Source organism: Candidatus Xianfuyuplasma coldseepsis (assembly GCF_014023125.1).
Lineage (GTDB): Bacteria > Bacillota_I > Bacilli_A > Izemoplasmatales > Izemoplasmataceae > Xianfuyuplasma > Xianfuyuplasma coldseepsis.
This window is the reverse complement of sequence record NZ_CP048914.1, coordinates 1,724,150-1,748,075: the sequence shown is the minus strand read 5'-3', so window position 1 is coordinate 1,748,075 and position 23,926 is coordinate 1,724,150. Positions and strand designations below refer to the sequence as shown.

Genomic DNA, 23,926 nt, shown 5'->3' with positions numbered 1-23,926 from the left:
AATGTTCTTCCGTAAAAAAGAGTTGTGCAATCACAACTCTTTTCGTATATAACTAATAAAGTATAAGGATCCGGTTATTAATAATAACTCATTGGCCTCTAGTTGACGTAATACTTGTAATGCCGCAATCGCATTGGGGACCAAGAATTTTTTCGGATGATTCGACACATCGTAGAGTGTCTGTGCATCTTCACATCGGGGATAATCAAATTCTGTAAAATAAATCTCGTCTGCGAACTGTTCCAACACTTGAATATTATCAAAGTATTCTTTGTCCGTCATGGAGGTATACAGAACTTTAACATAGAAATTCTTGAAGTAGGTTTCCATCGTATCTTTTAGTGCTTCGATACCACCAATATTATGGGCACCGTCTAAGATGATATTCCCGAATCGTTCCATTCGACCTGGCCAATAGGCTGCTTTCAATCCTTGTTTTATACTATTGTTTGTTATACGAACTAAATCTCGTTGTTGCATTTGTGTTAAAACCTCAATGGCCAGACAAGCATTGGTAACTTGATGTGTTCCTAATAAGTCAATATGATACTCTTCATCCTTATATGTAAAAGATGTGGTTGGTCCATATGTTATATTCGTAATATCGTCTGGTGATAGGATGATCAAATCACTATCGTGTGACGTTGTTACTGATTCAAACACAGGGATTAACTCCTCATTCGTCACAGCGGTAACCAAGGGAATCTTATCTTTGACAATTCCTAGTTTATTGAATGCGATGGATTCCAGTGTGTTTCCTAGAACACCCATATGATCATAACTGATCGACGTGATAACCGTCATGATTGGTTGCACGACATTGGTTGCATCCAGTCGTCCTCCAAGACCAACTTCATAGATGCAAAAGTCCAATTGTTGATCACGGAAATACAGAAATGAGATCAGCGTAATCAGTTCAAAAAAGGTTATCACTTGATTGTATTCATGCAATACTTCGTGATACAAACTATATACCTGATTGATGTAAACCAGTAATTCCTCATCATCAATGTCGTTATAATCCACTGTAATTCGTTCGTTGAATCGAATAATATACGGACTAATAAATGTTCCAACATGATAGCCTTGTTCCAACAAAGCGTGTTTCAAGAAGGTTACGGTTGAACCTTTGCCGTTGGTCCCTGCAACATGAATCACACGTAACGTCCGTTCGGGATGCCCTAACTTTTCACATGCAATATTCATCCGTGATAAATCGAGTTTATCGCCAAAACGTTTAACGGATTCAATCCATTCAATTGCTGGTTGGAGGGTTTTGAACATTATTGTTTTAACTCAGCCAAGCGTGATTTTGTGGCTTCAAATTGCTCTTGATAGTTCACGAGTTTTTCACGCTCTTGAGCAACCTTTTGCTCTGGTGCTTTGTTGAGGAAATTTGGATTACTGAGCATTCCTTGGCATCGTTTGATTTCGCCAGTAAGACGTTTTAACTCTTGTTCCAATCGAGTAATCTCTTGGTCGATGTCGACCAAATCACCCAGTGGTAACAAGATTTCCACATCTGGTAAAATAATCGATACAAGTTCAGTATCTATGCGGTATTCTGCAACCAGTTCCAATCCTTCTGGATTAATAAATTTATGGATAATCTCCTCGTTTTCGCGGAATAATGCTTGTGTTTCTGCGTTGCATTTTAGGACCACGTGAATTGGTTTACTTGGTGCAACATTGTATTCAGCACGGACATTGCGAATCGCTTTTATGATATCTTGAATGAGTTCAAAATCTTTAATTGCCTGTGGATTTTTAAATTCATCAATGGCCTCGGGCCAATTAGAAATCATAATCGATTCTTCCACATGGGGAATTTGTTGGTAGATGGCCTCAGTGACAAATGGCATGAATGGATGTAGTAATTTCATAATGTCGAGTAAGACATAACTCAAGATTGATTTGGTGCGTTTTACAGTACTTTCATTCTCACTATTGAGTGCAATTTTACTAATTTCAACATACCATGCTGCAAACTCTTCCCAACTGAACTGATGAACGGATTTTGCGGCTTCACCAAATTCAAATTTCTCATAATTATAGTCCATTTCCGTAATTGTTTGATGTAGTTTCGCTAAGATCCATTGATCGCTTAAGGGTAGTTCATCGGTATCAATTTCAACATCATCAATTGTAAACTCACCGAGATTCATTAAGATGAATCGTGATATATTCCACAATTTGTTTATAAAGTTCCAGGATGATTCCACTTTTTCAATTTCAAATCGCAAATCCATTCCTGGAGCACTATTCGTCGTTAAGAAATAGCGCAGGGTATCCATTCCGTATTGGGATTTGATGTCCATTGGATCGACACCATTCCCAAGGGATTTACTCATTTTTCGACCTTCACTATCACGGATCAATCCATGAATCAAACATTGTTTGAAGGGGCTTTCTCCTGTGAATTCGAGGGCTTGGAAAATCATCCGAGCAACCCAGAAGAAAATAATATCGTATCCAGTAACCATCGTATCGGTAGGATAATACCGTTTTAAGTCGTCGGTTTGATGTGGCCATCCTAGTGTTGAAAATGGCCATAAGGCACTACTAAACCAGGTATCAAGAACATCTTCATCTTGAACCCATCCGTCACCTTGTGGAGCCTCTTTACCAACATAGACTTCTTCACCGCGATACCACGCAGGAATGCGATGTCCCCACCACAACTGACGACTAATACACCAGTCAAAGGTTCCATCCATCCACCGCAGGAATGTTTTTTCAAAGCGTTTTGGAACAAATTCAACAGTGGATAACTCCGTTGCTTGTTTGCTGAGTGGTTCCATATGGACGAACCATTGCTTGCTTAAACGAGGTTCAACGATGACACCCGTACGTTCACTATGCCCTACATTATGAACCAGTTTTTCAATCTTCGTGCAAAGTCCTGATTCTTGCAAGTCTTTTACACATGCCTTGCGGCATTCAAAACGATCCATGCCTTCATATTTATGTGCTAGCTCGTTCATCGTACCATCTTCGTTCATACAAAGGGGTGAATCCAAATCATGACGACGTCCAACTTCAAAGTCATTGGGGTCATGAGCTGGTGTTACTTTTACACATCCGGTTCCGAATTCCATGTCAACATAGTCATCTTCGATAATTGGAATCAAACGATCTGTTCCCGGGATATACGCTTTTTTCCCCACATATCCTCTAAATCGTTCATCATCTGGATGAACCATTAACGCGGTATCGCCATACATCGTTTCCGGTCGGGTTGTGGCAATTTCCATAAACCCGCTTCCATCCTCTAACATATATTTAAAGAAATAGAAGGCTCCTTCGATTTCTTTGTGTTCAACTTCGATATTACTAAGAGCGGTTTTGGCTTCAACATCCCAGTTAATAATCCGTTCACCACGGTAAATAAGGCCTTTTTCATACAAGCGAATAAAGACTTCTGTTACTGCCTCATAAAGGCCATGATCCAACGTAAACCGTTCCTTATCATAATCCACACTGACGCCAAGTGCTTCCCATTGTTCACGGATATGACCGGCATATTCATGTTTCCAATCCCAAGCAACTTCAAGAAATTTTTCCCGTCCAAGTTCATACCGAGACGTTCCTTGATCACGAAGTTTCGCATCGACTTTCGCCTGAGTCGCGATTCCCGCATGGTCCATACCTGGTAAGTACAGAGCATCAAACCCTTGCATCCGTTTCCGACGAATGATGATGTCTTGTAATGTGTTATCCCATGCGTGTCCTAGATGCAGTTTACCGGTGACATTGGGTGGGGGAATCACAATCGTATAAGGTGTTTTGGTTTTGTCGCCAGACTTAAAATAACGGCCTTTTAACCAAAAGTCGTATTTCCCTTCTTCGACCAAATGATGATCGTATTTCTTTGGTAATTCTTTCATATTGTATTCCTCCTTATTAATAAAAAAAATCCGTCCTAAACAAAGGACGAATATTGTATCCGTGGTACCACCTTACTTCCTGGATTACCAGGCGCTCGGAATCCTAACGCGATCAACGGCCAATCTTACTTCTGTTCACATTGGCTACTCCCCGGCGACATTCATGCAACTGATCGATTCGTTTACACCATCCACGAATTCTCTAGACCACAGTATACAGTACTCTTCCGGTTCCTAGTATTTACCGATATACTACCATATAATAACTGCTTTGTAAATGCTTTTACGCGGTTTTTATATAAAAGATAAAAGACAAGTAAGGAGACTTGTCTTTTATCAAATAAGAGGGTTGAAAAAAATATTATTTAGATTTATTCTTCGTCGCAATATCAAACCATACTGCGAGTAGTAATACCAAACCTTTTACGACTTGTTGCCAATCTATACCAAGGGACATAATACTCATACCATTGTTTATGACCCCCATAACAAGTCCACCAATTACAGCTCCAATGACACTACCAACTCCACCAGATGCCGAGGCACCACCAATGAATGATGCAGCGATCGCATCGAGTTCAAATAAGTTTCCGGCTTTTGGTGTAGCAGCATTTAATCGAGCAGCGTACACAAGTCCTGATACGGCAGCAAGCAATCCCATATTGGTGTAGACCATAAACATTGTAAATTTGGTTTTTACACCGGATAATTTTGCGGCTTCATAATTTCCTCCCATTGCATACACGTGACGTCCAAAGACTGTTTTTGTTGTCAGGAAGACATAGATTGCAAGAACTATGAAGAGGATAATCGAGATATTTGGAAATCCTCGATAGAGTGCTAAGGTAAACGTAAATAAGTTTAATGCAAAGAGAATAAATGATGTCGATAAGATGGTGACCCATAGAGGGGCGACTTCAAAATCATATTTTTGTTTTTTCGTTCTCGAAAAATAGACATTTACGATGTACAATAACGAGAATAAGATCCCGATGATTACGGTTGTTAAATGGAAATCTTCAAGATTTAAGAAATCAAGTGTATCGGGAAGAAATCCAGAACTAATCGCATTGAAGGCATCCGGGAATGGTCCCAAGGTAACTCCACCAAGAACAGCAAGGGTTAATCCACGGAAGATTAACATCCCTCCCAGGGTGACAATAAATGCGGGAATCCGAATATAGGCAATCCAGAATCCATTCCACGCTCCAGCCGCTATCCCAATGGAGAGTGCAACGAACACTGACGGGATGATGGGGTAATCATTTTTAATCATCATAATCCCAGCAATTGCCCCAACAAAGGCAGCAACCGATCCTACGGATAAATCGATGTTACCAGTTAAGATTACGATTAACATCCCAACAGCCAATATTAATATATGACCATTTTGTAGTAATAAATTCGAAATATTTAGTGGCTTTAAGGAAATACCACCTGTGGTAATGGCAAAGAAAATCATAATCCCAATCAATGCCAGAATCATCCCGTATTGACGAATGTTTTCGGACATCAATTTTCGTAATGTCACAACGATAGGGGAATTCCATAAGCGTACAAAGAACGCGATAAGTTTCGATAGTACTTTTTTCATAGTGAAACCTCTTTTCTATCCTTTTTATCAACAACAATGTGTTTCATGATTTCTTCTGGTGTTGCGGTTCCTCCATCGAGTTCACCGGTAATTTTACCTTCACTCATAACATAGATGCGATCACTCATACCAATAACTTCAGGTAGTTCACTGGAGATCATGATTACCGCTTTACCACTTTCTGCTAATTGATTAATGATGGTATAAATTTCATATTTTGCACCAACGTCGATTCCCCGTGTCGGTTCATCCAAGATAAGAATTTCAGGATTGGTGAACATCCATTTACTGAGTACCACTTTTTGCTGGTTACCACCACTTAGGTTTTTCGTTTTTTGAAGGATGGAAGAACATTTCACGCGTAATGCTTGGACTTGTTCTTCAACTTCGACAACTTCTTTATTTTCATCCACAACCAAGCCAGATTTAACTTTGTCTAAGTTCGCTAATGTAACGTTTCTCTTAATATCATTAATGAGAATAAGACCTAGATTCTTTCGATCTTCCGTTACATAGGCTAATCCTGCTTTAATCGCTTGTGGAATATCTTTCAAATTCACTTCTTGACCAAACATTGTCATATCTCCAGATATGTTGCGGCCATAGGATTTTCCGAATATGCTTCGTGCTAACTCGGTTCGTCCCGCTCCCATTAGTCCGGCAATACCGACAACTTCACCCTTTTTCACATTAAGGCTAATGTCTTTAAGGATTTGACGATCAAATAATGGATGATCGGCGTTCCAATTCTTCACTTCAAAGATGACATCACCCACAACATGATTACGTTTTGGGAATAGATCGGTAATTTCGCGTCCTACCATGTGTTTGATAATCACATCTTCGGTGACATGGTCTTTTTTCATATCTAGATAGGAAATCATTTTACCATCACGAAGAACCGTTAGGGAGTCGCTAATTTGCTCTATTTCATTTAGTTTATGGGAAATGATAATCGAGGTAACATCATGTTTCTTTAATTCTAGAATTAAGTTCAGCAAGTTTTGTGAGTCATCTTCATTTAATGCGGATGTAGGCTCATCCAGAATTAGTAATTTGATGTTCTTCGATAAGGCTTTGGCGATTTCAACAAGTTGTTGTTTCCCAACACCAATGTCCTTAATCAATGTCTCTGGTTTTTCAGTAAGACGTACTTTCTTTAATAAATCTTTAGTTCGCAGTTTGGTTTTATCCCAATCGATGACACCTTTTTTGGATACTTCATTACCCAAAAAGATATTTTCGGCAATGGACAAATACATAATCAGAGCCAACTCTTGATGGATGATGCCAATCCCTTTTTCTTCACTTTGCTTGATATCACTAAATTCACAAAGTTCACCATCAAAATAAATTTCCCCATCAAAAGAACCATGTGGATAAACCCCACTCAATACTTTCATTAAAGTGGATTTTCCAGCACCGTTTTCACCTACCAACGCATGAATTTCGCCTTTTTTGACTTTAATATCAACGTTGTCAAGCGCTTTTACACCTGGAAAAACTTTGGTTATGTTTTTCATTTCTAATAAATATTCACCCATAGTGGTAACTCCTTTTCATAAATACAGTGATGATAGTGGCGCATTCACGCCACTATCAACTGTATATATTTTGAAAATTTTAGTCTGATTATTCACCTAAGTCAAAGTCATCTAATGACCAGTATCCTGAATCAATTAATGCTTCTTCCCAGTTTGATGCGTCAACAAAGATTGGAATTAACAGGTAAGAAGGAACAACTTTAACACCATTGTCATAAGTTTCAGTGTCGTTGATTTCTACTTCTTCACCAGCTAATGCAGCAGTAGCCATATTAACTGCTACGGCAGCTAATTCACGGGTATCTTTGAATACGGTTGATCCTTGATATCCATCAATAATTGCTTGTACAGAAGCTTGTTCAGCATCTTGTCCAGTTACATATGCCATTGGTGTATCTTCTGCACCTAGACCATAACCATTGGAACGCAATGCAGAGATAATTCCGATTGATAATCCATCATATGGAGCTAATACAGCGTCAACAACTTCACCATCAGAATATGCAGCTGTAATGATGTCTTCCATACGAGATTGGGCAACGGTTCCATCCCAACGCAAGGTTGTTACTTGAGTGAAATTATCTTGTCCAGATTGGATAACTAAGCGTCCTGCATTGACGTATGAGTCAAGAATGCTCATTGCACCATTGAAGAAATATGCAGAGTTACTGTCATCAGGAGATCCAGCAAATAATTCCAAGTTGAACGTATCGGTATTGTTGTCTAATTCTAATGCGTCAACAATTCCTTGTCCCATCAATGTACCAACACCGAAGTTATCGAATGTTGCATAGTAATCAACATATTCTGTGTTTAAGATTAAACGGTCATATGCGATAACAATGATTCCAGCTTCATGAGCATTCTCTAATACGGTTCCCCATACGGAGTTGTCAATCGCTGCGATAACAAGTACATCAACACCTTTGGTGATCATGTTTTCTACTTGAGCTACTTGAGTTGTAATATCATCTTGTCCATACTCTAAGTATACATTATATCCTTCTTCTTCAAATAAGTCTTTCATGGTGTATCCATCAGAAATCCAACGAGTTGAAGAAGTTGTTGGCATTGAGATACCAATGCTTGTTACACCGTCATCTGTGGTTCCACCACATGCAGATAACGCGAATACTACTACAAATGCAGTAATAAGTAAAGCTAATTTTCTCATTTTGTAATTCTCCTTTTATTTTTTTTATTGTGCTCAATTCGTAATGAATTGTTATAGCTTTTGTCCATAATACGCATCTTTTCCATGTTTGCGGTTAAAATGCTTGTTTAATAAATCTTGATTGATTGGGGTTGCATCTTGTAATACTTCGATATGATACGCCATATCGGCTAGATATTCGAGTACTACCGCGTTGTGAACCGCGTTGTGAACACTGTCCCCCCATGCAAACGGGCCATGTTCGTGAACCAATACGGCAGGGCAGTGAAGCGGATTAATGTTCTTGGTTGTAAATGTTTCAACAATCACTTTTCCCGTATTCCATTCATAATCCGTTCGAATTTCTTGTAGTTCTAAAGGTCTTGTAACGGGAATCGCCTGATTAAAGTAATCCGCGTGAGTTGTTCCTAAAGGTGGTATGGGTCGTTTTAATTGACTATACGTGGTCGCCCATTTGGAATGGGTGTGAACAACGCCTTTGATCGATGGGAATTGCTTGTACAACTCCACATGAGTCATCGTATCACTTGAAGGATTCAATGACCCTTCAATAACTTGCCCAGCGAGATCAACGACAACCATATCCTCTGCTTTCATGTCCTCATACTTGACACCCGACGGTTTGATCACAACATATTGTCTGGTTTCATCAATACCGGATACATTTCCCCAAGTAAAGATCACTAACCCATGTTTGACAAGATCTAAATTCGCTTGATATACGTCTTGTTTTAATTGTTCTAACATTATTTTAATTTGTATCCTGTTTCATTCCAACGTAGTTCATTTCGTAAGCGTTGGATTGTAGTATCGTTAGTAATGTGTACAAATTCAATATCAAGCATATTGGCAAACAGTTCCAATACTTTCGCATCGATGTCATAGGTCATTACGGTATGGTGTGCACCACCAGCTATCAACCAAGCTTCGGTCCCCACTTTAAAGTTTGGTTCTAAGGTCCACATCGCTTGTGCGACAGGTAGTTTCGGCATTTTTTCGAGTGGTTCTACGGCATTACAGTCGGCAGCGATTAAGCGGAAACGATCTCCTAAATCAATTAAGGATACTTGGACCGCAGATCCCGCCTTCGCATCAAATACGACACGTGCCGGTGCATCTTTTCCACCAATACCAAGTGGATGTACTTGAATCTGTGGTTTCGTAGATGCAATTCGGGGGCTTACTTCGAGCATATGTGCACCGAGTACGGTTTCATTGTTATCTGGTAAATGGTAGGTATAATCTTCCATAAAGGAACAGCTTTGTGAAGTCCCGATACTCATCAAGTAAATAATCCGTTGCATTGCTGCTGTTTTCCAATCTCCTTCAGCACCAAATCCAAATCCTTCATCCATTAAATCTTGGACGGCCAATCCGGGAAGTTGCTCTAAACCTGTTAAGTTTTCAAAGGTTGTTGTAAACGCACATGATTGCTGTTGTTTTAAGAACTTACGTAGGGCGACTTGAACCTTCGCCTGATACTTAATGGAGTCGTTATTGGTGGTATCCATTTGATACTTTTTCTTGTATTTATCGAGTTGTTCACGGATTTCATTTTGTGATACATCATTGACAAACTTGACAAGATCACCCATACCCCAACCGTTAACACTCCATCCAAAGTCAATTTCTGCAGAGACTTTGTTTCCTTCTGTAACGGCAACATTGCGCATATTATCGCCAAATCGTACAACGTTTAGTTGTTGCGATTCAAAAACGCCAATGGATGCTCGAAGCCAACGTTCAATATCGGCAATAACATCCTCATTTTGGTAATATCCCGATACAACACTGCGATATTTTCGCATTCTAGTATAGATAAATCCATGTTCGCGATCACCATGAGCACTTTGATTTAAGTTCATGAAATCCATATCGATGTCATCCCACGGTATTTCTTTATTAAATTGTGTATGCAATTGCAACATTGGTTTTTGTAACACATTTAATCCGTGAATCCACATCTTTGATGGACTGAATGTATGCATCCATGTAATCATACCTACAACATCATCATTGTGATTTGCTTCTTTGGCAACTTGATAAATTTCATCACTTGTTTTTACCAATGATTTAAATTCAATTGTTGCAAATCCCTTAAACTTAAGACTTAAGAACTCTGCCATTTCATCGGCCCGTTTTTCAATAATCTTGAAAATCTTATGGCCATATAAATGTTGTGTTCCTACAACAAACCAAAAGGTATATTTCTTCATAACTGTTCCTCGTTTCTAGTTATTCAAACTGTTTGATAGCAATTCGCTCAATATCCAATCCTTTTTTATAGGAAGCCAGATATTCATTAAATTCTTGATGCAATGTTTGAACCGGTTGAATAACTTCTTTATCATTTTCACTAAATACTTTAATATTTAGATAATTCTCTAAGTTATCATAATCTTCTTTTTGTACCATGTAGTTAGCGAGTAACGCCATTCCATACGGCCCACCTTCTCCAGCGGTTGTCAATGTCGTAATCGGTGTATTTAATGCCGATGCTAGAAATGTTGCCCCAACAATCGGAGTTTTGAACAGTCCACCATGTCCGGTTAGCGAATCAATGGTTGTTTGCTCAGTATCCATCAAGGTATCCATTCCAATTCGAAGTGTTGCCAATGCACTAAACAAATGGACTTTCATCACATTTCCGAGGGTAAATTCACTATCACTAGTACGAACCAACAATGGTCTACCTGCCGATACACCAGTAATGTGCTCTCCCGAGAAATAGTTATAGGCTAACATCTTCCCTGTTGATACATCTGGTTGTAATGCGCTTTGGAAAATGGTTTGAAATAGTTCATCGTCTGATACTTTTTGTCCAAAACTTTGTAATATATTGCGTACAAATTCTACCCATGCATTGATATCGGACGTACAGTTGTTCACATGTACCATTGCAACTGAATCTCCTACAGGCGTTGTCACTATATCAATCATTTCGTAAGGTTTTGAGAGTGGTTTGTCGAGGACAACCATGGCAAATATACTTGTTCCTGCTGAGACATTACCCGTACGAACTTTGATAGCATTGGTGGCAATCATTCCTGTTTGGGCATCTCCTTCAGGAGGAGCAAACGGTATACCTGTGGATAACTGTCCACTCGGATCCAGTAATAGAGCTCCTTGCTTAGTTAGTTGTCCAGCTTCTTCACCTGCGACTAGAACGTGTGGTAATAATTCTTTTACAGTATATGGTAACTGCTCTTGAATGATTGATTCAAAAGCATCTACCATGTTTTGATCATAATCTTTAGTGGTGCTATCAATGGGAAAGATACCACTGGCTTCACCGATACCAACAACTTTTTGTCCAGTTAGCTTGTAATGGACATATCCAGCAAGTGTCGTAACGTGAGTGATATCGTTAAGGTGCTCTTCCTTATTTAATAGAGCTTGATACAAATGAGCAATTGTCCACCGTTGTGGAACGTGAAATATGAATTTTTTTGATAGTTTCTCACTCGCTTCTTTGGTCATTGTATTACGCCATGTTCGAAACGGTACGACGAGGTTATCCGAAGCATCTAGTGCAATGTATCCGTGCATCATTCCACTGATACCAATTGCCCCAACTGTTTGTAAAACAACATTGTATTGACGCGAAACATCATCTACAAGATTGCTGTAACAAGATTGAAGTCCTTGCCATATTGCTGCTTCAGAATAGGTCCAAACACCCTCATGAAACTGATTCTCCCACTGATGGGATCCAGTAGCAATTATATGATTATCAGGATCCAATAACACTGCTTTAATTCGGGTCGATCCAAACTCAAGTCCTAACGCAGTATTTCCGGACTGAATGTTCTTTATCGTTGTCGTTTTCATGGAATCCTCCTACGAAGACGAATTCAAAATGTCCGCTTTTTTTACGCAATTAACATAGAAAATCGTGTGTAAGTGCTTACTTATAAAACAATGTTACCATATGTTTAGTAAACACACAAGCATTATTTTTATTTGTTTACTAAACTCAATCATAGTTTTTTTCCTTATATAATAAGAATAACGGCTATTTTACTTATTGTTTACTATTTAGAACATTTTTCAATGTTAGCGCTTAACTTGATTTTTTTCTAAATAATGTTTAGTAAACAAAATTATATTATCATTTTTGTTTACCCTGTGCTATACTAAAAAAGAGGTGATAATATGCCAACAATTCGGGATATAGCAAAACTGGCCAACGTTTCTCCTGCTACCGTGTCGCGTGTGTTGAACAACGATGAAACCCTAAATGTTACCAACGAGACAAAACGGCGGATTTTTGAAGTAGCTGAAAAACTATCCTATACAAAACACAAACATTCAAAGCGTTCAAAGTCAAATGTTAAACGGATCGCAGTGGCTCACTGGTATACGGTCGAGCAAGAGGTGAATGACCCTTATTTCATCAGTATCCGTATGGGTATCCAGCACGAGTGTACGGAGAACAATATTGCCTTTGATATCTTATATAATGATGATAGTTTGGAATATAATTTATCGAAAAAGAACTATCATGGCGTCATTATATTAGGTCGATTGCCACAAGAAACAATAGATTTGATTGAGTCTCTCTTTGATAACATTGTATTTGCTCATAATGTTGATACGCGTTTCGCATATGATAGTGTCCAAACAGACTTCCGGGCGCTAACAAAAGACGTACTTCATTATTTAATGGAGCAAGGACATCGTAAGATTGGGTACATTGGAGGACAGGAAATTACTCCTATCACATTGGAACGACATGTCGATCCCCGAGAACTCGAATATCAAGAAACCATGTACCGAAGCAATCTATACGATTCGAAGTATTATAAAATTGGCGAATACTCGATTGAGAGTGGGTATCGTTTAGCCAACGAGTTGATCCAAGAAACCATCCATGATTTACCTACTGCAATCTTTTGTGGTAACGATAGTATCGCGATTGGGGCGACTCGTGCGATTCAAGAACACGGCCTCCAGATTCCAAAGGATATTGCCATCTTTAGTGTCAATGACATCCCCACCCTTGAATATACGTCACCATCCTTATCCACTGTAAAGATTTATTCAGAGTTTCTCGGTGTAACGGCGACGAAACTGTTGATTGAACAAATGAATAACGAACGCGAGTTAAGTGTTCGTGTAATTATACCGTATGATTTAATTCTTCGCGAAAGCGCGTGAAAAAAAAGAGGAGCAATCCTCTTTTTAATTTGAGTAAAAAAAAAGCAGGCATGGCCTGCTTAAAGGATGAAGAATAATGCAACGTCTTTTTGTAAGCTATATCTTTCCGATTGTTTTGTACCGCTTCCTTTGTAGTCCGCACAATAATACTTATAACTACGCATTTCCATACAATCACCTCACTAATACAAATATTATATCAAAAAAGATATCCAATTTCAATAATCGATTCAATCCTCTTGATCATACGCTTTAATGAGCGCATCATAACGTCCATTAAATGTCGTATCGATGGTTTGTAATTCGGGATTGTTGCGGTAATATTCAACGGCTTGTTTGACGATGTCACCATAATCGGTTTCACTCTTATAACTTGGAGCGACGGACTTGATTTTCGAATTGTCAAATACCGCGCTCTTCTGTTTGTCGCCTAAAATCTCTGGTTTCCATTCGGGAAAATGTTCAAAGATGACATCCCAGGGAATGTAGATGATGTTTGGTGTTACACCACATGCCTCAGCAATCATTTCATTGATTCGTTCCCAGGTGTACACCTTATCACTGGTAATGTGATAGTACTCCCCATAGGTTTCGGGATTTCCAATAACATCCAAAAACGCATGTGCGAAATCCATGTTATATGTAAGGGTCCACAGTTGCATCCCCTCATCAGGAATAATAATTGGTTTATTTTGATACATGCGATCTAATAAAGTATAGGGATGAGAAGGACTATTCAATTGTGAAATGAGCATTTTTTCATTGTATGTGTGTGATGGACGGATTATGGTAACATGAAATTTATTGCTTTGATGCGATAATAAATATTCTTCACACAATTGTTTGTTCTTACTGTATTGCCAATAGGGGTTATCGAGTGGTACTTCTTCAGTAATGGGTAAAAATGGCAATGGTTTTTGATACGCTGAAGCACTACTGATGAAGATGTACTGATCAGTATGATCTTTAAATAGTCGAACATCACGCTCTACATGTTCTACTGTAAAGGCAATCCATTGTACAATCGCATCGAAGTACTTCCCTTCTAGTAGTGTAGCAATTCCTTCTTCATCGTAGATATCACCTTGTAGAATATGCACTTCTTTTGGTAATACATCATTGTGTTTTCCTCGGTTTAATACAAATAAGTTCATACCACGTTCTACGGCAAGTTTTGAGACAGCTGTACTAATGATTCCTGTTCCACCAATAAATAAAATATTCATGTTATTCCTCCAATACTTGGTTTATTATATCGTATACGATGTCAAGATTTTCTTTGGTTTCTGATGAATAGGGTAAGAATTCATCTTGCGTAATCTGTAAGGTCTTCAAAATGTCCTTTTCATATCGCTTTCTCTTTGTTTTGGGTACTTTATCGAGTTTGGTTCCAACGACAATGGTCGGAATATCATAACTTTGTAAGAAATCATGCATTTGGATGTCTTCTTTCGTTGGCGTATGACGAAAATCCACCAACTGAATAACCAAGTGTAATTGTTCTCTTGTTGTTAGATAGATGGATATCATTTTCGCAAATTCATCGCGAACTTGTTTACTGACTTTGGCATACCCATAGCCAGGAACATCCACGAAATAGAAGGCTTGGTTGATCAAATAGAAGTTCAAGGTCTGGGTTTTTCCCGGTTTACTCGAGGTGTAGGCAATGTTTTTTCGCTGCAAAATACTATTGATAAAACTGCTTTTACCTACATTGCTTCGACCAACAAACAAGATTTCAGGTCGATTGTCGTTGGGGTAGTGCTCGGGAGATGTCCCACTGGTAATAAATGTTGCCGATTGAATGTTCATCGTATCACATCCTTATCATTATTGTACCATATTCTCTGACAATGAAGGTGATAAATAAATCTTTTGTGGTATACTATTTTAAAGGGGTGATTGCGATGGTTCAAAAGCCACTAATCCAAATCGTTCCCGATGAAATTCGTGCTGAGTTAGAGCAACGACAGTTTCTTGATATCCAACGATCACTCTACAAAGAACGGATCAAACGTTGGACGATCATGGGACTCCTCTTAACGGCATTGTTATTCACCATCGTCTTTGGAACTATTGAGAATCCTTTCCAATATACGTTCAGTAAGATTGGGAATCGTTTTACCGTAGGAAATCGCGTATTATTTATTGTCTGGGCTGGTTATACTGGTTTTGTTATCCAATCCAGTGTCTTTGGGTTGTTTCACATTGAAAACTACCGTAGACAACGAGATTATATTTTTATTTATATAGCTACGGGTTTCTTAATTCTTACTGCTTTAGCCCCATCACTTGATCATTTGCCGTTTTGGACCCAGGTACATTTAATTACTGCAGGATTGTTTGCTTTATTTCTAACCTTGGGTTTTACGCCTTTTATACTGTGGGTTGCCCGTGAAAACCCCCGATTGCGACGTAATGTCTATATCTGGATGAGTGTGATTTGGGGTGGCGGTATTACATGGTACTTTTTACTAGGGAATACCGGTATGTTTGAAATTTGGTTCTTCGGCTTTTTCTTGATTTTCTTACTGTACTTATCCTTAACACTGTTTGAAGAGATCATCGTGAAGAAAAGTATTATTCTACTGCGAGATGAAGAAAATCTGAACATTGGAATTGAGAAAATCTTTATCAATCTAGATGAAAAACCGAAAAAACGTCGTTTAAAACGAAAAAAATGATGGTTCGCCATCTCTTTTTATGCTTCATCACTTAAGTTTACAATGTGATACAGTATTCTTGATATGATAGGAGGTTTGATTATGAAGAAAATGATCTATGGGTACGTTATGTTGGGGACAACAATGATGTTGTTGCTAGGGATTGTCTACAGTTATTCCTTGTTTCGAGTCGAAATTGAGACAGTCTACGCTGTCAACAAAGTCACGAGTGGTTTTCCATTTATGATGGTATTGTTATTTTATGCACTATTCATGGCAATCGGTGGAAAACTATTTCAAAAATACAATACACTACATATTGCCATTATTGGGTCATTGTTGATTAGTACTGGGTTTTTACTGAGTGGTGTAGCAAATAGTATATTGGTTATCATAATCTCATATGGCGTACTGATTGGGAGCGGGATTGGATTATTATATGGTTTGCCACTCCGAATAGTGAGTCAGTTACAGCATCCGAAACCAGGATTGTTAACAGGAATTACACTAATGGGATTTGGTTTATCCCCTTTAATTTTCGCACCGATTGTTCGTCAATTACTCTCCTCGCAAGGATTATCAGGAACATTTATCATCCTTGGTATCGTATATGGTGTCTTATTATTCATCCTGTCATTTGTATTATCAAAAAATGATCAAGCGGAAAAACATGTTCAAAAAGTATCCTACTATATATTGCGTAGCAAATCGTTCTATATTATATTTAGTGTCTTCTTAATTGCCACTTTTATTGGATTATCCATCATTGGCTTAACGGCTAATATTGGTGAGGAAGTATTGTCGATTGATCCTACTGTCATATCAATTTATTTGGGAGTATTCGCCATATTTAATGGTATCGGGCGACCCCTTTTTGGTTATGTTAATGATCGGTTTGGCTTTAAATTGAGCGGTATGATATCATTCAGTACACTAATTGTTGGATTGTTACTTTTATTTTTCTTTGTCGACTCATTGGTTGTATTTATTCTTGCCTTTATCATCATTTATGTCAATTTTGGTGGGTGGTTATCCCTTGCTCCAAGTGCCACAATCCAATTATTTGGAAAAGATGATTATTCCCAAAATTATGGGGTTATGTTCTTAGCGTATGGACTTGGTGCATTTATCGGAACGTTAATTAGTGGCTATATTATTGATTATTTTACATTAACGACTGTATTTCTAGTAATGGCGATATTGGCCTTTGTGGGGCTACTCATTATCCAAACAACATCAATTGAATCAAAAAAAAGAGCATAATGCTCTTTTTTTTATTCCTCTAAATTCATTTCAATAACGGTATTTCCTTGAACATTACCAGTGAACGTATCCCCGATTTCGAGACTAATGAAGTACATCATATCGGTATTATCAAAGGACGATACATCAACGATATACCACTCATCGTCATCGATTTCAATCCAATAAATCGTATTTCCTTCCAATACGTAGCTGGTACGATCGGTTAGCGGTCCACTTATTTCAACCAAGTCCGATGTAGACGTACTGCCTAGACGTTGTAGATATGCGGTATACGCTTTGGCTTTGGTTTCACCCATTCCATTTACTTCAAGTTCTTGAACACTCATGAAGACATGACGCAAAATCCGTCCATCTTCTCCTTTTATCGCAATAAAGTAGGTTGGGGTATCATTGACATTGATTGGAATTGGGAATGATGTTGAGATGTTGTTTTGCGGCAATAGCGTTAAAGCTTTATTCATTGCGGCTTGCTCCGTCGCGCCAGGAAACTCGTATAATTTGGTTTCTTTTGTTCGGGTATTCATATAGACAAATCCAATGGTGGATTCGTCACTACCAGCACTGGTTAAACCGGTAAAGTAGTACAACTCCCCATCATTCATGATCGTTCGTTTTCCATTGGATGGTTGCAAAACGCCACGTTGGGTAAATATCGAATTAATCCAACCGTCTTGGAGCGATCCCCAATAATTAAGTTGGGTTAATAATAAATCGGGTGCATACACACTTTCCACCCAGGAAGGTACATCGTCAGGATCATAGATACCAATTTCACCAGTTATGGCATTGACAACGGCAACTTTAACAATATCCCGTCCACCGTTGATAAAGATGGTTGGAACACTGTACTGAAGCACATAATATGGATTACCGTCATCATCAATTTCAAAGAACTGTTGCTCTAGTCGATATTGATACATTCCATTAAAATAGGCATAACGAACTAGGTCTTGGCCAAAGAATGCACTTGGTGTATAAATCATCCCTTGTCCATCGGTTTCTCTTAAGTTCACAAGTGTGGTATCAGCGGTTACTTTATTAATCATTATATATCCAGGTGTACCAATATCATTATTATTAAACCATTTGAAGATCCCGCGATATTCAAGTGGAGCAACTAAATACTGTTCACCATTGTAAATAATATCACTATATTCTCCAGCTTCAAATTCACTACCAATACCAGGATACTCACCGAGTTTCAAACTACCCAATTTTTCCCCATATGCTTTATCAACAATCGGTAATGTGTTCACATTTACTGTTTTTACATCGGATGAGAACGTTTCGCTGCTTACAGTAATCAATTCACTATATGCTTGAGCATGAAAGTATGTTCTACCGCCAAATATTATGTAAAAAATAACAGTTAACATAACTAGACCTGTCACTCCAAATGTAACAAATAGCAGGTCTTTTTGTCGCATTTGGACAAATTTTCCAAAATATGCGGTAGCTAAGACTATAAACAATCCACCATAGAACAAAATACCAACATACCGGAGATTAATCCGAACCATCAGGTAATAGTTTGCGGCATAAAACGCCAAAGCGATTCCAATAATCACGGCAATTCCAATACCGATGTTGATCAATTTCTTCTGTTTTATCGTAGATTGAACTTCGACAAGTTTTAGAACTCCTAAAAAGACCAAGTTATCAACATCTTTTTGCTCACAATCCGTGGCCAGTTCCAATTGACGGAATGTCGCTCGTTTTGCTAGTAACAAATAGTTGTAAATCTCTTTTTGAAGAACGGTAACTTCTACTTGATCAGGAAAATCATCAATTACATAGTAATCTTCTTGTGGTTCCTCATTTTCATAGTCCTTTTTTGTCCAATTGAATGAGTTATAGGCAAAACTGAACAAGAAAAAGATTATGATAATTCCTAAAATACCTAATACTGCCATAGTTTCACTCCTCTAATAAGTATTGCTTTGATTGTTCTTGAATAAATTCAATAATATCTGCAGTTGCTTCTTTTTTATCCGCTTCAAGTAGTAATAAATGACGGGAACGAGGGTAGTCTTTTCGTTGTTTTACCTCAGAAGAGACATATTCCATTAACATCATCGACGATGTTTTATATCGCGTCGCATCCAAACTACCTTGAAGGACAAAAAGTGGAGCGGTAATCTGTTTTAATGCCTCGATTTGACCCAATTCTGTGACAAATCGGAAATAAGTGCGTCGATGATCACGATATCGTTTGATCATCTCTTTGTCTTCATTATTTTGCATAAACTGCCATAAATCCGTATATAAATCAAATCCGATAATCGGTGCATTGACGGTTATTATACCTGCAAGATCATATTCTTCTGCTAATTTTACGCTAAAGGTACCACCGATGCTCATTCCTATTACAAAAATCTTCTCGACTTTTGTGGATAACTCGCTATACGCTTCTACAACATTGTCATACCATAATGGAACCTCTGACTGGATAACTTCTGTAAATGAACCACCGTGACCATCATATAGCGGTATCGAGACCGTATATCCCAGTTTATTTAGTTTCTTTCCAAGAGGCTTCATCTGTTGTGGATCTGCTCCTAATGTGTGACAAATGATTATTCCGAGGTTATTTGTCCCCTCCATTAATATATTCTCTTTCTTAGGCATTATTAACCTCCTTAACATAATCCTTTATACGACTAAGTAGTGCATCAATATCTGCTTTTTCTATGTCATTGTGGATAGCAATGCGGACAACATCACCTTTATAACCTCCAATAAGGATATCATATTGTTTTAAGTATTCAGCTAGTTTCGTTAAGTCTAGTGAACTACGCACAAATACCATATTAATCTGTAATCGATCAAAATCAACATGAAATTCCGGTAGTTTATCGAGTTCTTCTCCGAGGTATCTCGCATGTTTATGGTCTATATGAAGGCGTTTTGTCATTTCTCGTAGGCTGATTAAACCCGCAGCTCCCAAAATGCCAACTTGACGCATACCTCCACCGAGCAATTTTCGACCTTTACGGGCTCGATAAATGAACTCCTTAGACCCACAAATCAGGCTACCAATAGGGCTTGCTAACCCTTTGGAAAGGCAAAACGTTACCGAATCCACATACTGGGTAATTTCAGTCACGTCCACACCTAAATACGTCGCTGCATTAAACAGTCGAGCGCCATCCATATGAATCTTCAATTGATGTTTATCCGCTAATTTGCGCAGTTTTTGTAAATAGTCAAGAGGTAGTACAACACCGGTTCCATGTGCATTCTCAACACAAATTAATGAGGTGTTGGGATAATGAATATCCATACCACGGATACCAGCTTCGATTTCTTCTAGTGGCATCATCCCCTTCACTTCATTAATGAGATGATAGCTAACGCCGGATATGACCGCAGCTGCGCCAACTTCATAATTCTTAATATGGGATTTACGACCGACAATTATTTCATCACCACGGTTGGTATGGGTAAAGATCGATAGTTGGTTACCCATGGTACCAGATGGAACAAAGACGCTAGCTTCAAATCCTGTCATGGTTGCAGCTAAGGCCTCTAGTTCATTTATTGTGGGATCATCACCATACACATCATCACCAACAACGGCATTTGCCATTGCTTCACACATTTGTTTGGTTGGTTTTGTTACTGTATCACTTCTAAAATCAATCATGTCGCACCTCTTTATTGTAGTCATATTATCAATTTTGATTATGATAACAAAGATTATACGTTCTCTTTAGAACAATAAATATAGTTTTTATTGTAGTCTCAAATTATGCATATGTAAAACCACTCTATAGACTACTATCAATATACAATTACATTATAACAAAAATCCACCTGTTTTACGTGGATTTTGGCATATTTTGATGCCGAAACATGAAATAACTGGCGATAAAGATGATGAGATAACCTGCGATACTAAAGTAATCTGGTAACTCTCCTAAGAAAGGGATGGCAAATACGGTCACAAACACAACGTTGGTATAGTTGAAAATGGAAATTTCACTTGCAGGAGCAAATTTATATGCAATTGTCGTTCCAAACTGTCCAATGGTGGCTCCTAATCCTGTTAACATAAGGTATATCCACTGCATTGTTGTCATGGATTGATACTGAAGTATTACAAATGGAGTGAGAACAAGCACACTGAATGTAGAAAAGTAGAAAACAATCGTGTAGTACTTCTCTTTTGTACCCAATGCACGCAATACGGTATAGGCTCCTCCAGCAAACATGGCAGCAGCAATACTAGTTAAATATGGTATTATTTGTATATTAAACTGTGGTTTGATAATAAATAGTGATCCCAAAAAGGCAATGATGATAGCTAGGAGTTGGTATTTCGTAATTTTTTCCTTTAAGAACAAGAAACTGAATAATATCAGAAAAAATGAACTTAATTTATTGAGCATATTCGCATCTGCAGCAACCAATTGGTCGATTGAATAGAAAAACAATAACATTCCAGTGGTACCTAACACACTTCGGAGTAATAATAATTTTTGATGTTGTTTTTTACCAATTAAACGGTCTTTTTCAATTGTTATCATAATCAAAGCGAAGAACATGGATACAATATTTCGGAAAAATACCTTCTGAAAAACTGGAAGATCTCCGGCAAGTTTGACGAAGATACTCATCCAGGCAAATCCAAAAGATGCGATGATGATAGCGATGATGCCTTTTGTTCGGTTTGTCATGATGTTCACCTCAATACCGTAATCCTATCAAAAAAAATACAGTTTGTATATTGAAATACAAACCGTATTCGTTGTTATTTTGTTAGTTCTAAGAATAATTCAATTTCTTCAACAATTACATCAAGAGATGCGTCCCAGAACGATGCACTGGTTAAATCAATTCCAACCAAGCTAGCGACATCTTCTACGGTCATTTGTCCAGTTTTTTGTAATAATGTGTTCACTCTCTCAACAAATGGCTCTCCTTGCTTAATAAATTCAGCGTATATCCCTTTTGCAAACAATAACCCAAATGCATACGGGAAGTTATAGAAACTCAATCCTCCGCGATAATAATGCGGTTTATTAAGCCATGCATATGGTTGGAGGTAGTCGGGATCTAAACTATCGCCATACGCTTCTTTTTGCGCGGCAATCATTAAGTCATTTAACATCCGAACATTGAGAGGAGTTTGTTTTCGCGTATCAAAGACGTTTTGTTCAAATATGTAGCGGCTGAGAATATCAATGATAACTTGGGTTGAACCTTTTAAAGATTGTTCCAAAATGAATATTTTCTCCTCATCATTCGCTTCTTTCAGCGCTGCATTCTTCACAATGGTTTCGCAAAATGTACTAGCAGTTTCAGCGACTGGCATTGTATAGCTGGAGTTAAAAATGTGTTCTTTAAAGATTTGATCACCATGATATGCGTGGCCGAGTTCATGGGCCAACGTAATTACATTCCCGAAACTCCCGGTGAAGTTGGTTAAAATACGAGATTGCTTGATTGGATGTAGATTGGAGCAAAAGGCTCCGCCACGTTTCCCATTTCGCGGTGTGAAATCAATCCACTCTTCGTCCCATGCACGGCGTGCTAAGGCTTCTAAGTTCGGACTAAACGTACGAAAGTTTTCAAAGATAAATTCCATTGCTTCTTCTTCAGTAAAAACACGATCTGATGATCCCACAGGAGCAAAGATATCATAATATGGTAACCCGTTCTTATGCCCTAAAATACTTGCTTTTCGCTTAAGATACTTGTGAAAATGGGTTGCGTACTTACGCATCGATGCAATGAGTGCTTCTAACGTCTCTTCTTGCATCCGACTATTGTATACAGCTTGTGCCAAAGGACTACTAAAACCACGCAACTCACTCAGTGTATTGACTTCTCCTTTGACGCCGTTCATGGCATAAGCAACCGCTTGAGCAATCTGAGGATATGCAGCTTGTTCCGCTTCATACGCTGCTTTGCGGACTTCTTGTGATGGATCACTTGATAAGTTACGGACTTCACTTAACGTAATTTCTTTTCCATCATAAGGCACTTTTAATGTTGATGTTAACTCACCTTGAAGACGTCCCCAAGCCGTTGAACCCGTTTGTTGCAGTTTCGATATTATCGATTCTTCTTTATCACTTAAAACGTATTTACTGCCTTCGACAATGCGATGTAAGAAGAATTCTATTTCGTGCAACTCTTCATTGTCCGCAATCAGTTTGTTAAGATTTGGTACTTCGGGCAACCACTTGGCAAACATCGCGCTTGGTTCTGCGGTTTTTGCACTGATGACTTGCAACATATTCAAATACTTAATCGCATCCTCATTTAGTGCATCCGTGCTCATTGTCAACGAGCAAAAACCATACGCACGACGTAACAACTGGCGCAGTTCAGCTCCGTTTTCAAGATATGCCTGCAAGGTTTCCAAAGCATTATCCGTTGTGGATAAGTGCTCTTTCGCGTGTACAACTGATTGTTCTACTAACTCTTTAATTCGTTGAATGTCTTTTTGAAAAGATTCCGACTCAAACGATGGGTATAATGCATCTAAATTCCAAGTTTTCATACAACTCCTCACTTTCTAATACAAGTGTATCATAATTTCGATTTGCTTCCTATATACAATGCCATAAATAATGTCATTCATATAATTTCTACATTATGTAAACATATTCTTTTAGTTTTTATAAAGA

Annotated in this window: 18 protein-coding genes and 1 other annotated feature; of the genes, 3 read left to right on the top strand and 15 right to left on the bottom strand. The window is 38.3% G+C overall.

Annotated elements, in window-relative coordinates; genetic code table 11:
* Positions 1–30: 30 nt before the first annotated feature.
* The 8 genes from G4Z02_RS08540 to G4Z02_RS08505 form a co-directional block, all read right to left on the bottom strand.
* Entirely contained in the window at positions 31–1,284 is a 1,254-nt protein-coding gene (locus G4Z02_RS08540) for a bifunctional folylpolyglutamate synthase/dihydrofolate synthase (protein ID WP_258877597.1), read from the bottom strand.
* Positions 1,284–3,887: a valine--tRNA ligase gene (locus tag G4Z02_RS08535; RefSeq protein WP_258877596.1), complete on the bottom strand. Its 2,604-nt coding sequence runs from the start codon at positions 3,885–3,887 to the stop codon at positions 1,284–1,286. Before G4Z02_RS08535 ends, G4Z02_RS08540 begins: the two co-directional genes overlap by 1 nt.
* A gap of 39 nt (positions 3,888–3,926) precedes the next feature.
* Positions 3,927–4,132, bottom strand: a binding site (T-box leader).
* 116 nt (positions 4,133–4,248) lie between these two features.
* Entirely contained in the window at positions 4,249–5,400 is a 1,152-nt protein-coding gene (gene mmsB / locus G4Z02_RS08530) for a multiple monosaccharide ABC transporter permease (protein ID WP_420885521.1), read from the bottom strand.
* A gap of 77 nt (positions 5,401–5,477) precedes the next feature.
* Positions 5,478–7,025 (bottom strand): multiple monosaccharide ABC transporter ATP-binding protein, encoded by a 1,548-nt coding sequence (mmsA, locus tag G4Z02_RS08525; protein ID WP_258877594.1) that lies wholly within the window; start codon positions 7,023–7,025, stop codon positions 5,478–5,480.
* Positions 7,026–7,113: 88 nt separating this feature from the next.
* Entirely contained in the window at positions 7,114–8,199 is a 1,086-nt protein-coding gene (gene chvE / locus G4Z02_RS08520) for a multiple monosaccharide ABC transporter substrate-binding protein (protein WP_258877593.1), read from the bottom strand.
* Positions 8,200–8,250: 51 nt separating this feature from the next.
* Complete coding sequence (locus G4Z02_RS08515) at positions 8,251–8,946, bottom strand: L-ribulose-5-phosphate 4-epimerase (RefSeq protein ID WP_258877592.1); 696 nt, start codon at positions 8,944–8,946, stop codon at positions 8,251–8,253.
* Positions 8,946–10,415 (bottom strand): L-arabinose isomerase, encoded by a 1,470-nt coding sequence (gene araA, locus G4Z02_RS08510; protein WP_258877591.1) that lies wholly within the window; start codon positions 10,413–10,415, stop codon positions 8,946–8,948. The genes G4Z02_RS08515 and araA overlap by 1 nt, the downstream gene beginning before the upstream one ends.
* Positions 10,416–10,434: 19 nt before the next feature.
* Positions 10,435–12,030, bottom strand: coding sequence for a xylulokinase (locus G4Z02_RS08505; RefSeq protein WP_258877590.1), 1,596 nt, complete (start codon positions 12,028–12,030; stop codon positions 10,435–10,437).
* A 324-nt stretch (positions 12,031–12,354) separates the two neighbouring features.
* Between G4Z02_RS08505 and G4Z02_RS08500 the strand changes: the two genes are divergently transcribed.
* Positions 12,355–13,359, top strand: coding sequence for a LacI family DNA-binding transcriptional regulator (locus tag G4Z02_RS08500; protein ID WP_258877589.1), 1,005 nt, complete (start codon positions 12,355–12,357; stop codon positions 13,357–13,359).
* Between the two features lie 230 nt (positions 13,360–13,589).
* On the opposite strand, the gene G4Z02_RS08495 is transcribed toward G4Z02_RS08500, so the two are convergent.
* Positions 13,590–14,585: an NAD-dependent epimerase/dehydratase family protein gene (locus G4Z02_RS08495; protein ID WP_258877588.1), complete on the bottom strand. Its 996-nt coding sequence runs from the start codon at positions 14,583–14,585 to the stop codon at positions 13,590–13,592.
* A 1-nt stretch (position 14,586) separates the two neighbouring features.
* The gene (gene yihA / locus G4Z02_RS08490) at positions 14,587–15,171 is read right to left on the bottom strand and encodes a ribosome biogenesis GTP-binding protein YihA/YsxC (RefSeq protein ID WP_258877587.1); all 585 of its coding nucleotides are present in this window, start codon (positions 15,169–15,171) and stop codon (positions 14,587–14,589) included.
* A gap of 95 nt (positions 15,172–15,266) precedes the next feature.
* Here yihA and G4Z02_RS08485 point away from each other — a divergent pair, with 95 nt between their 5' ends.
* Positions 15,267–16,043, top strand: coding sequence for a hypothetical protein (locus G4Z02_RS08485; RefSeq protein ID WP_258877586.1), 777 nt, complete (start codon positions 15,267–15,269; stop codon positions 16,041–16,043).
* 81 nt (positions 16,044–16,124) lie between these two features.
* Positions 16,125–17,285 (top strand): OFA family MFS transporter, encoded by a 1,161-nt coding sequence (locus G4Z02_RS08480; RefSeq protein ID WP_258877585.1) that lies wholly within the window; start codon positions 16,125–16,127, stop codon positions 17,283–17,285.
* A gap of 11 nt (positions 17,286–17,296) precedes the next feature.
* Here G4Z02_RS08480 and G4Z02_RS08475 read toward each other — a convergent pair whose 3' ends face one another.
* The 5 genes from G4Z02_RS08475 to G4Z02_RS08455 all read right to left on the bottom strand — a co-directional run bounded on the left by G4Z02_RS08475 (position 17,297) and on the right by G4Z02_RS08455 (position 23,799).
* Complete coding sequence (locus tag G4Z02_RS08475) at positions 17,297–19,201, bottom strand: hypothetical protein (RefSeq protein ID WP_258877584.1); 1,905 nt, start codon at positions 19,199–19,201, stop codon at positions 17,297–17,299.
* A gap of 4 nt (positions 19,202–19,205) precedes the next feature.
* Entirely contained in the window at positions 19,206–19,916 is a 711-nt protein-coding gene (locus G4Z02_RS08470; protein ID WP_258877583.1) for an alpha/beta hydrolase, read from the bottom strand.
* Complete coding sequence (ltaE, locus tag G4Z02_RS08465; RefSeq protein WP_258877582.1) at positions 19,909–20,934, bottom strand: low-specificity L-threonine aldolase; 1,026 nt, start codon at positions 20,932–20,934, stop codon at positions 19,909–19,911. Before ltaE ends, G4Z02_RS08470 begins: the two co-directional genes overlap by 8 nt.
* A gap of 175 nt (positions 20,935–21,109) precedes the next feature.
* Positions 21,110–21,967, bottom strand: a complete 858-nt coding sequence (locus G4Z02_RS08460; RefSeq protein WP_258877581.1) for a DMT family transporter — start codon at positions 21,965–21,967, stop codon at positions 21,110–21,112.
* Between the two features lie 74 nt (positions 21,968–22,041).
* A complete protein-coding gene (locus tag G4Z02_RS08455; protein ID WP_258877580.1) occupies positions 22,042–23,799 on the bottom strand; it encodes a M3 family oligoendopeptidase in 1,758 nt (585 codons plus the stop codon).
* Positions 23,800–23,926: the final 127 nt, after the last annotated feature.

What these genes read in the sequence shown, in the direction of transcription:
- G4Z02_RS08470 (WP_258877583.1), bottom strand. Translation starts at nt 19,916, where the DNA reads ATGCCTAAGAAAGAGAATATATTAATGGAGGGGACAAATAACCTCGGA.
- G4Z02_RS08480 (WP_258877585.1), top strand. Translation starts at nt 16,125, where the DNA reads ATGAAGAAAATGATCTATGGGTACGTTATGTTGGGGACAACAATGATG.
- G4Z02_RS08455 (WP_258877580.1), bottom strand. Translation starts at nt 23,799, where the DNA reads ATGAAAACTTGGAATTTAGATGCATTATACCCATCGTTTGAGTCGGAA.
- G4Z02_RS08515 (WP_258877592.1), bottom strand. Translation starts at nt 8,946, where the DNA reads ATGTTAGAACAATTAAAACAAGACGTATATCAAGCGAATTTAGATCTT.
- mmsA (WP_258877594.1), bottom strand. Translation starts at nt 7,025, where the DNA reads ATGGGTGAATATTTATTAGAAATGAAAAACATAACCAAAGTTTTTCCA.
- ltaE (WP_258877582.1), bottom strand. Translation starts at nt 20,934, where the DNA reads ATGATTGATTTTAGAAGTGATACAGTAACAAAACCAACCAAACAAATG.
- chvE (WP_258877593.1), bottom strand. Translation starts at nt 8,199, where the DNA reads ATGAGAAAATTAGCTTTACTTATTACTGCATTTGTAGTAGTATTCGCG.
- G4Z02_RS08535 (WP_258877596.1), bottom strand. Translation starts at nt 3,887, where the DNA reads ATGAAAGAATTACCAAAGAAATACGATCATCATTTGGTCGAAGAAGGG.
- G4Z02_RS08475 (WP_258877584.1), bottom strand. Translation starts at nt 19,201, where the DNA reads ATGGCAGTATTAGGTATTTTAGGAATTATCATAATCTTTTTCTTGTTC.
- mmsB (WP_420885521.1), bottom strand. Translation starts at nt 5,400, where the DNA reads ATGTCCGAAAACATTCGTCAATACGGGATGATTCTGGCATTGATTGGG.
- G4Z02_RS08505 (WP_258877590.1), bottom strand. Translation starts at nt 12,030, where the DNA reads ATGAAAACGACAACGATAAAGAACATTCAGTCCGGAAATACTGCGTTA.
- G4Z02_RS08540 (WP_258877597.1), bottom strand. Translation starts at nt 1,284, where the DNA reads ATGTTCAAAACCCTCCAACCAGCAATTGAATGGATTGAATCCGTTAAA.
- G4Z02_RS08495 (WP_258877588.1), bottom strand. Translation starts at nt 14,585, where the DNA reads ATGAATATTTTATTTATTGGTGGAACAGGAATCATTAGTACAGCTGTC.
- G4Z02_RS08460 (WP_258877581.1), bottom strand. Translation starts at nt 21,967, where the DNA reads ATGACAAACCGAACAAAAGGCATCATCGCTATCATCATCGCATCTTTT.
- araA (WP_258877591.1), bottom strand. Translation starts at nt 10,415, where the DNA reads ATGAAGAAATATACCTTTTGGTTTGTTGTAGGAACACAACATTTATAT.
- G4Z02_RS08500 (WP_258877589.1), top strand. Translation starts at nt 12,355, where the DNA reads ATGCCAACAATTCGGGATATAGCAAAACTGGCCAACGTTTCTCCTGCT.
- yihA (WP_258877587.1), bottom strand. Translation starts at nt 15,171, where the DNA reads ATGAACATTCAATCGGCAACATTTATTACCAGTGGGACATCTCCCGAG.
- G4Z02_RS08485 (WP_258877586.1), top strand. Translation starts at nt 15,267, where the DNA reads ATGGTTCAAAAGCCACTAATCCAAATCGTTCCCGATGAAATTCGTGCT.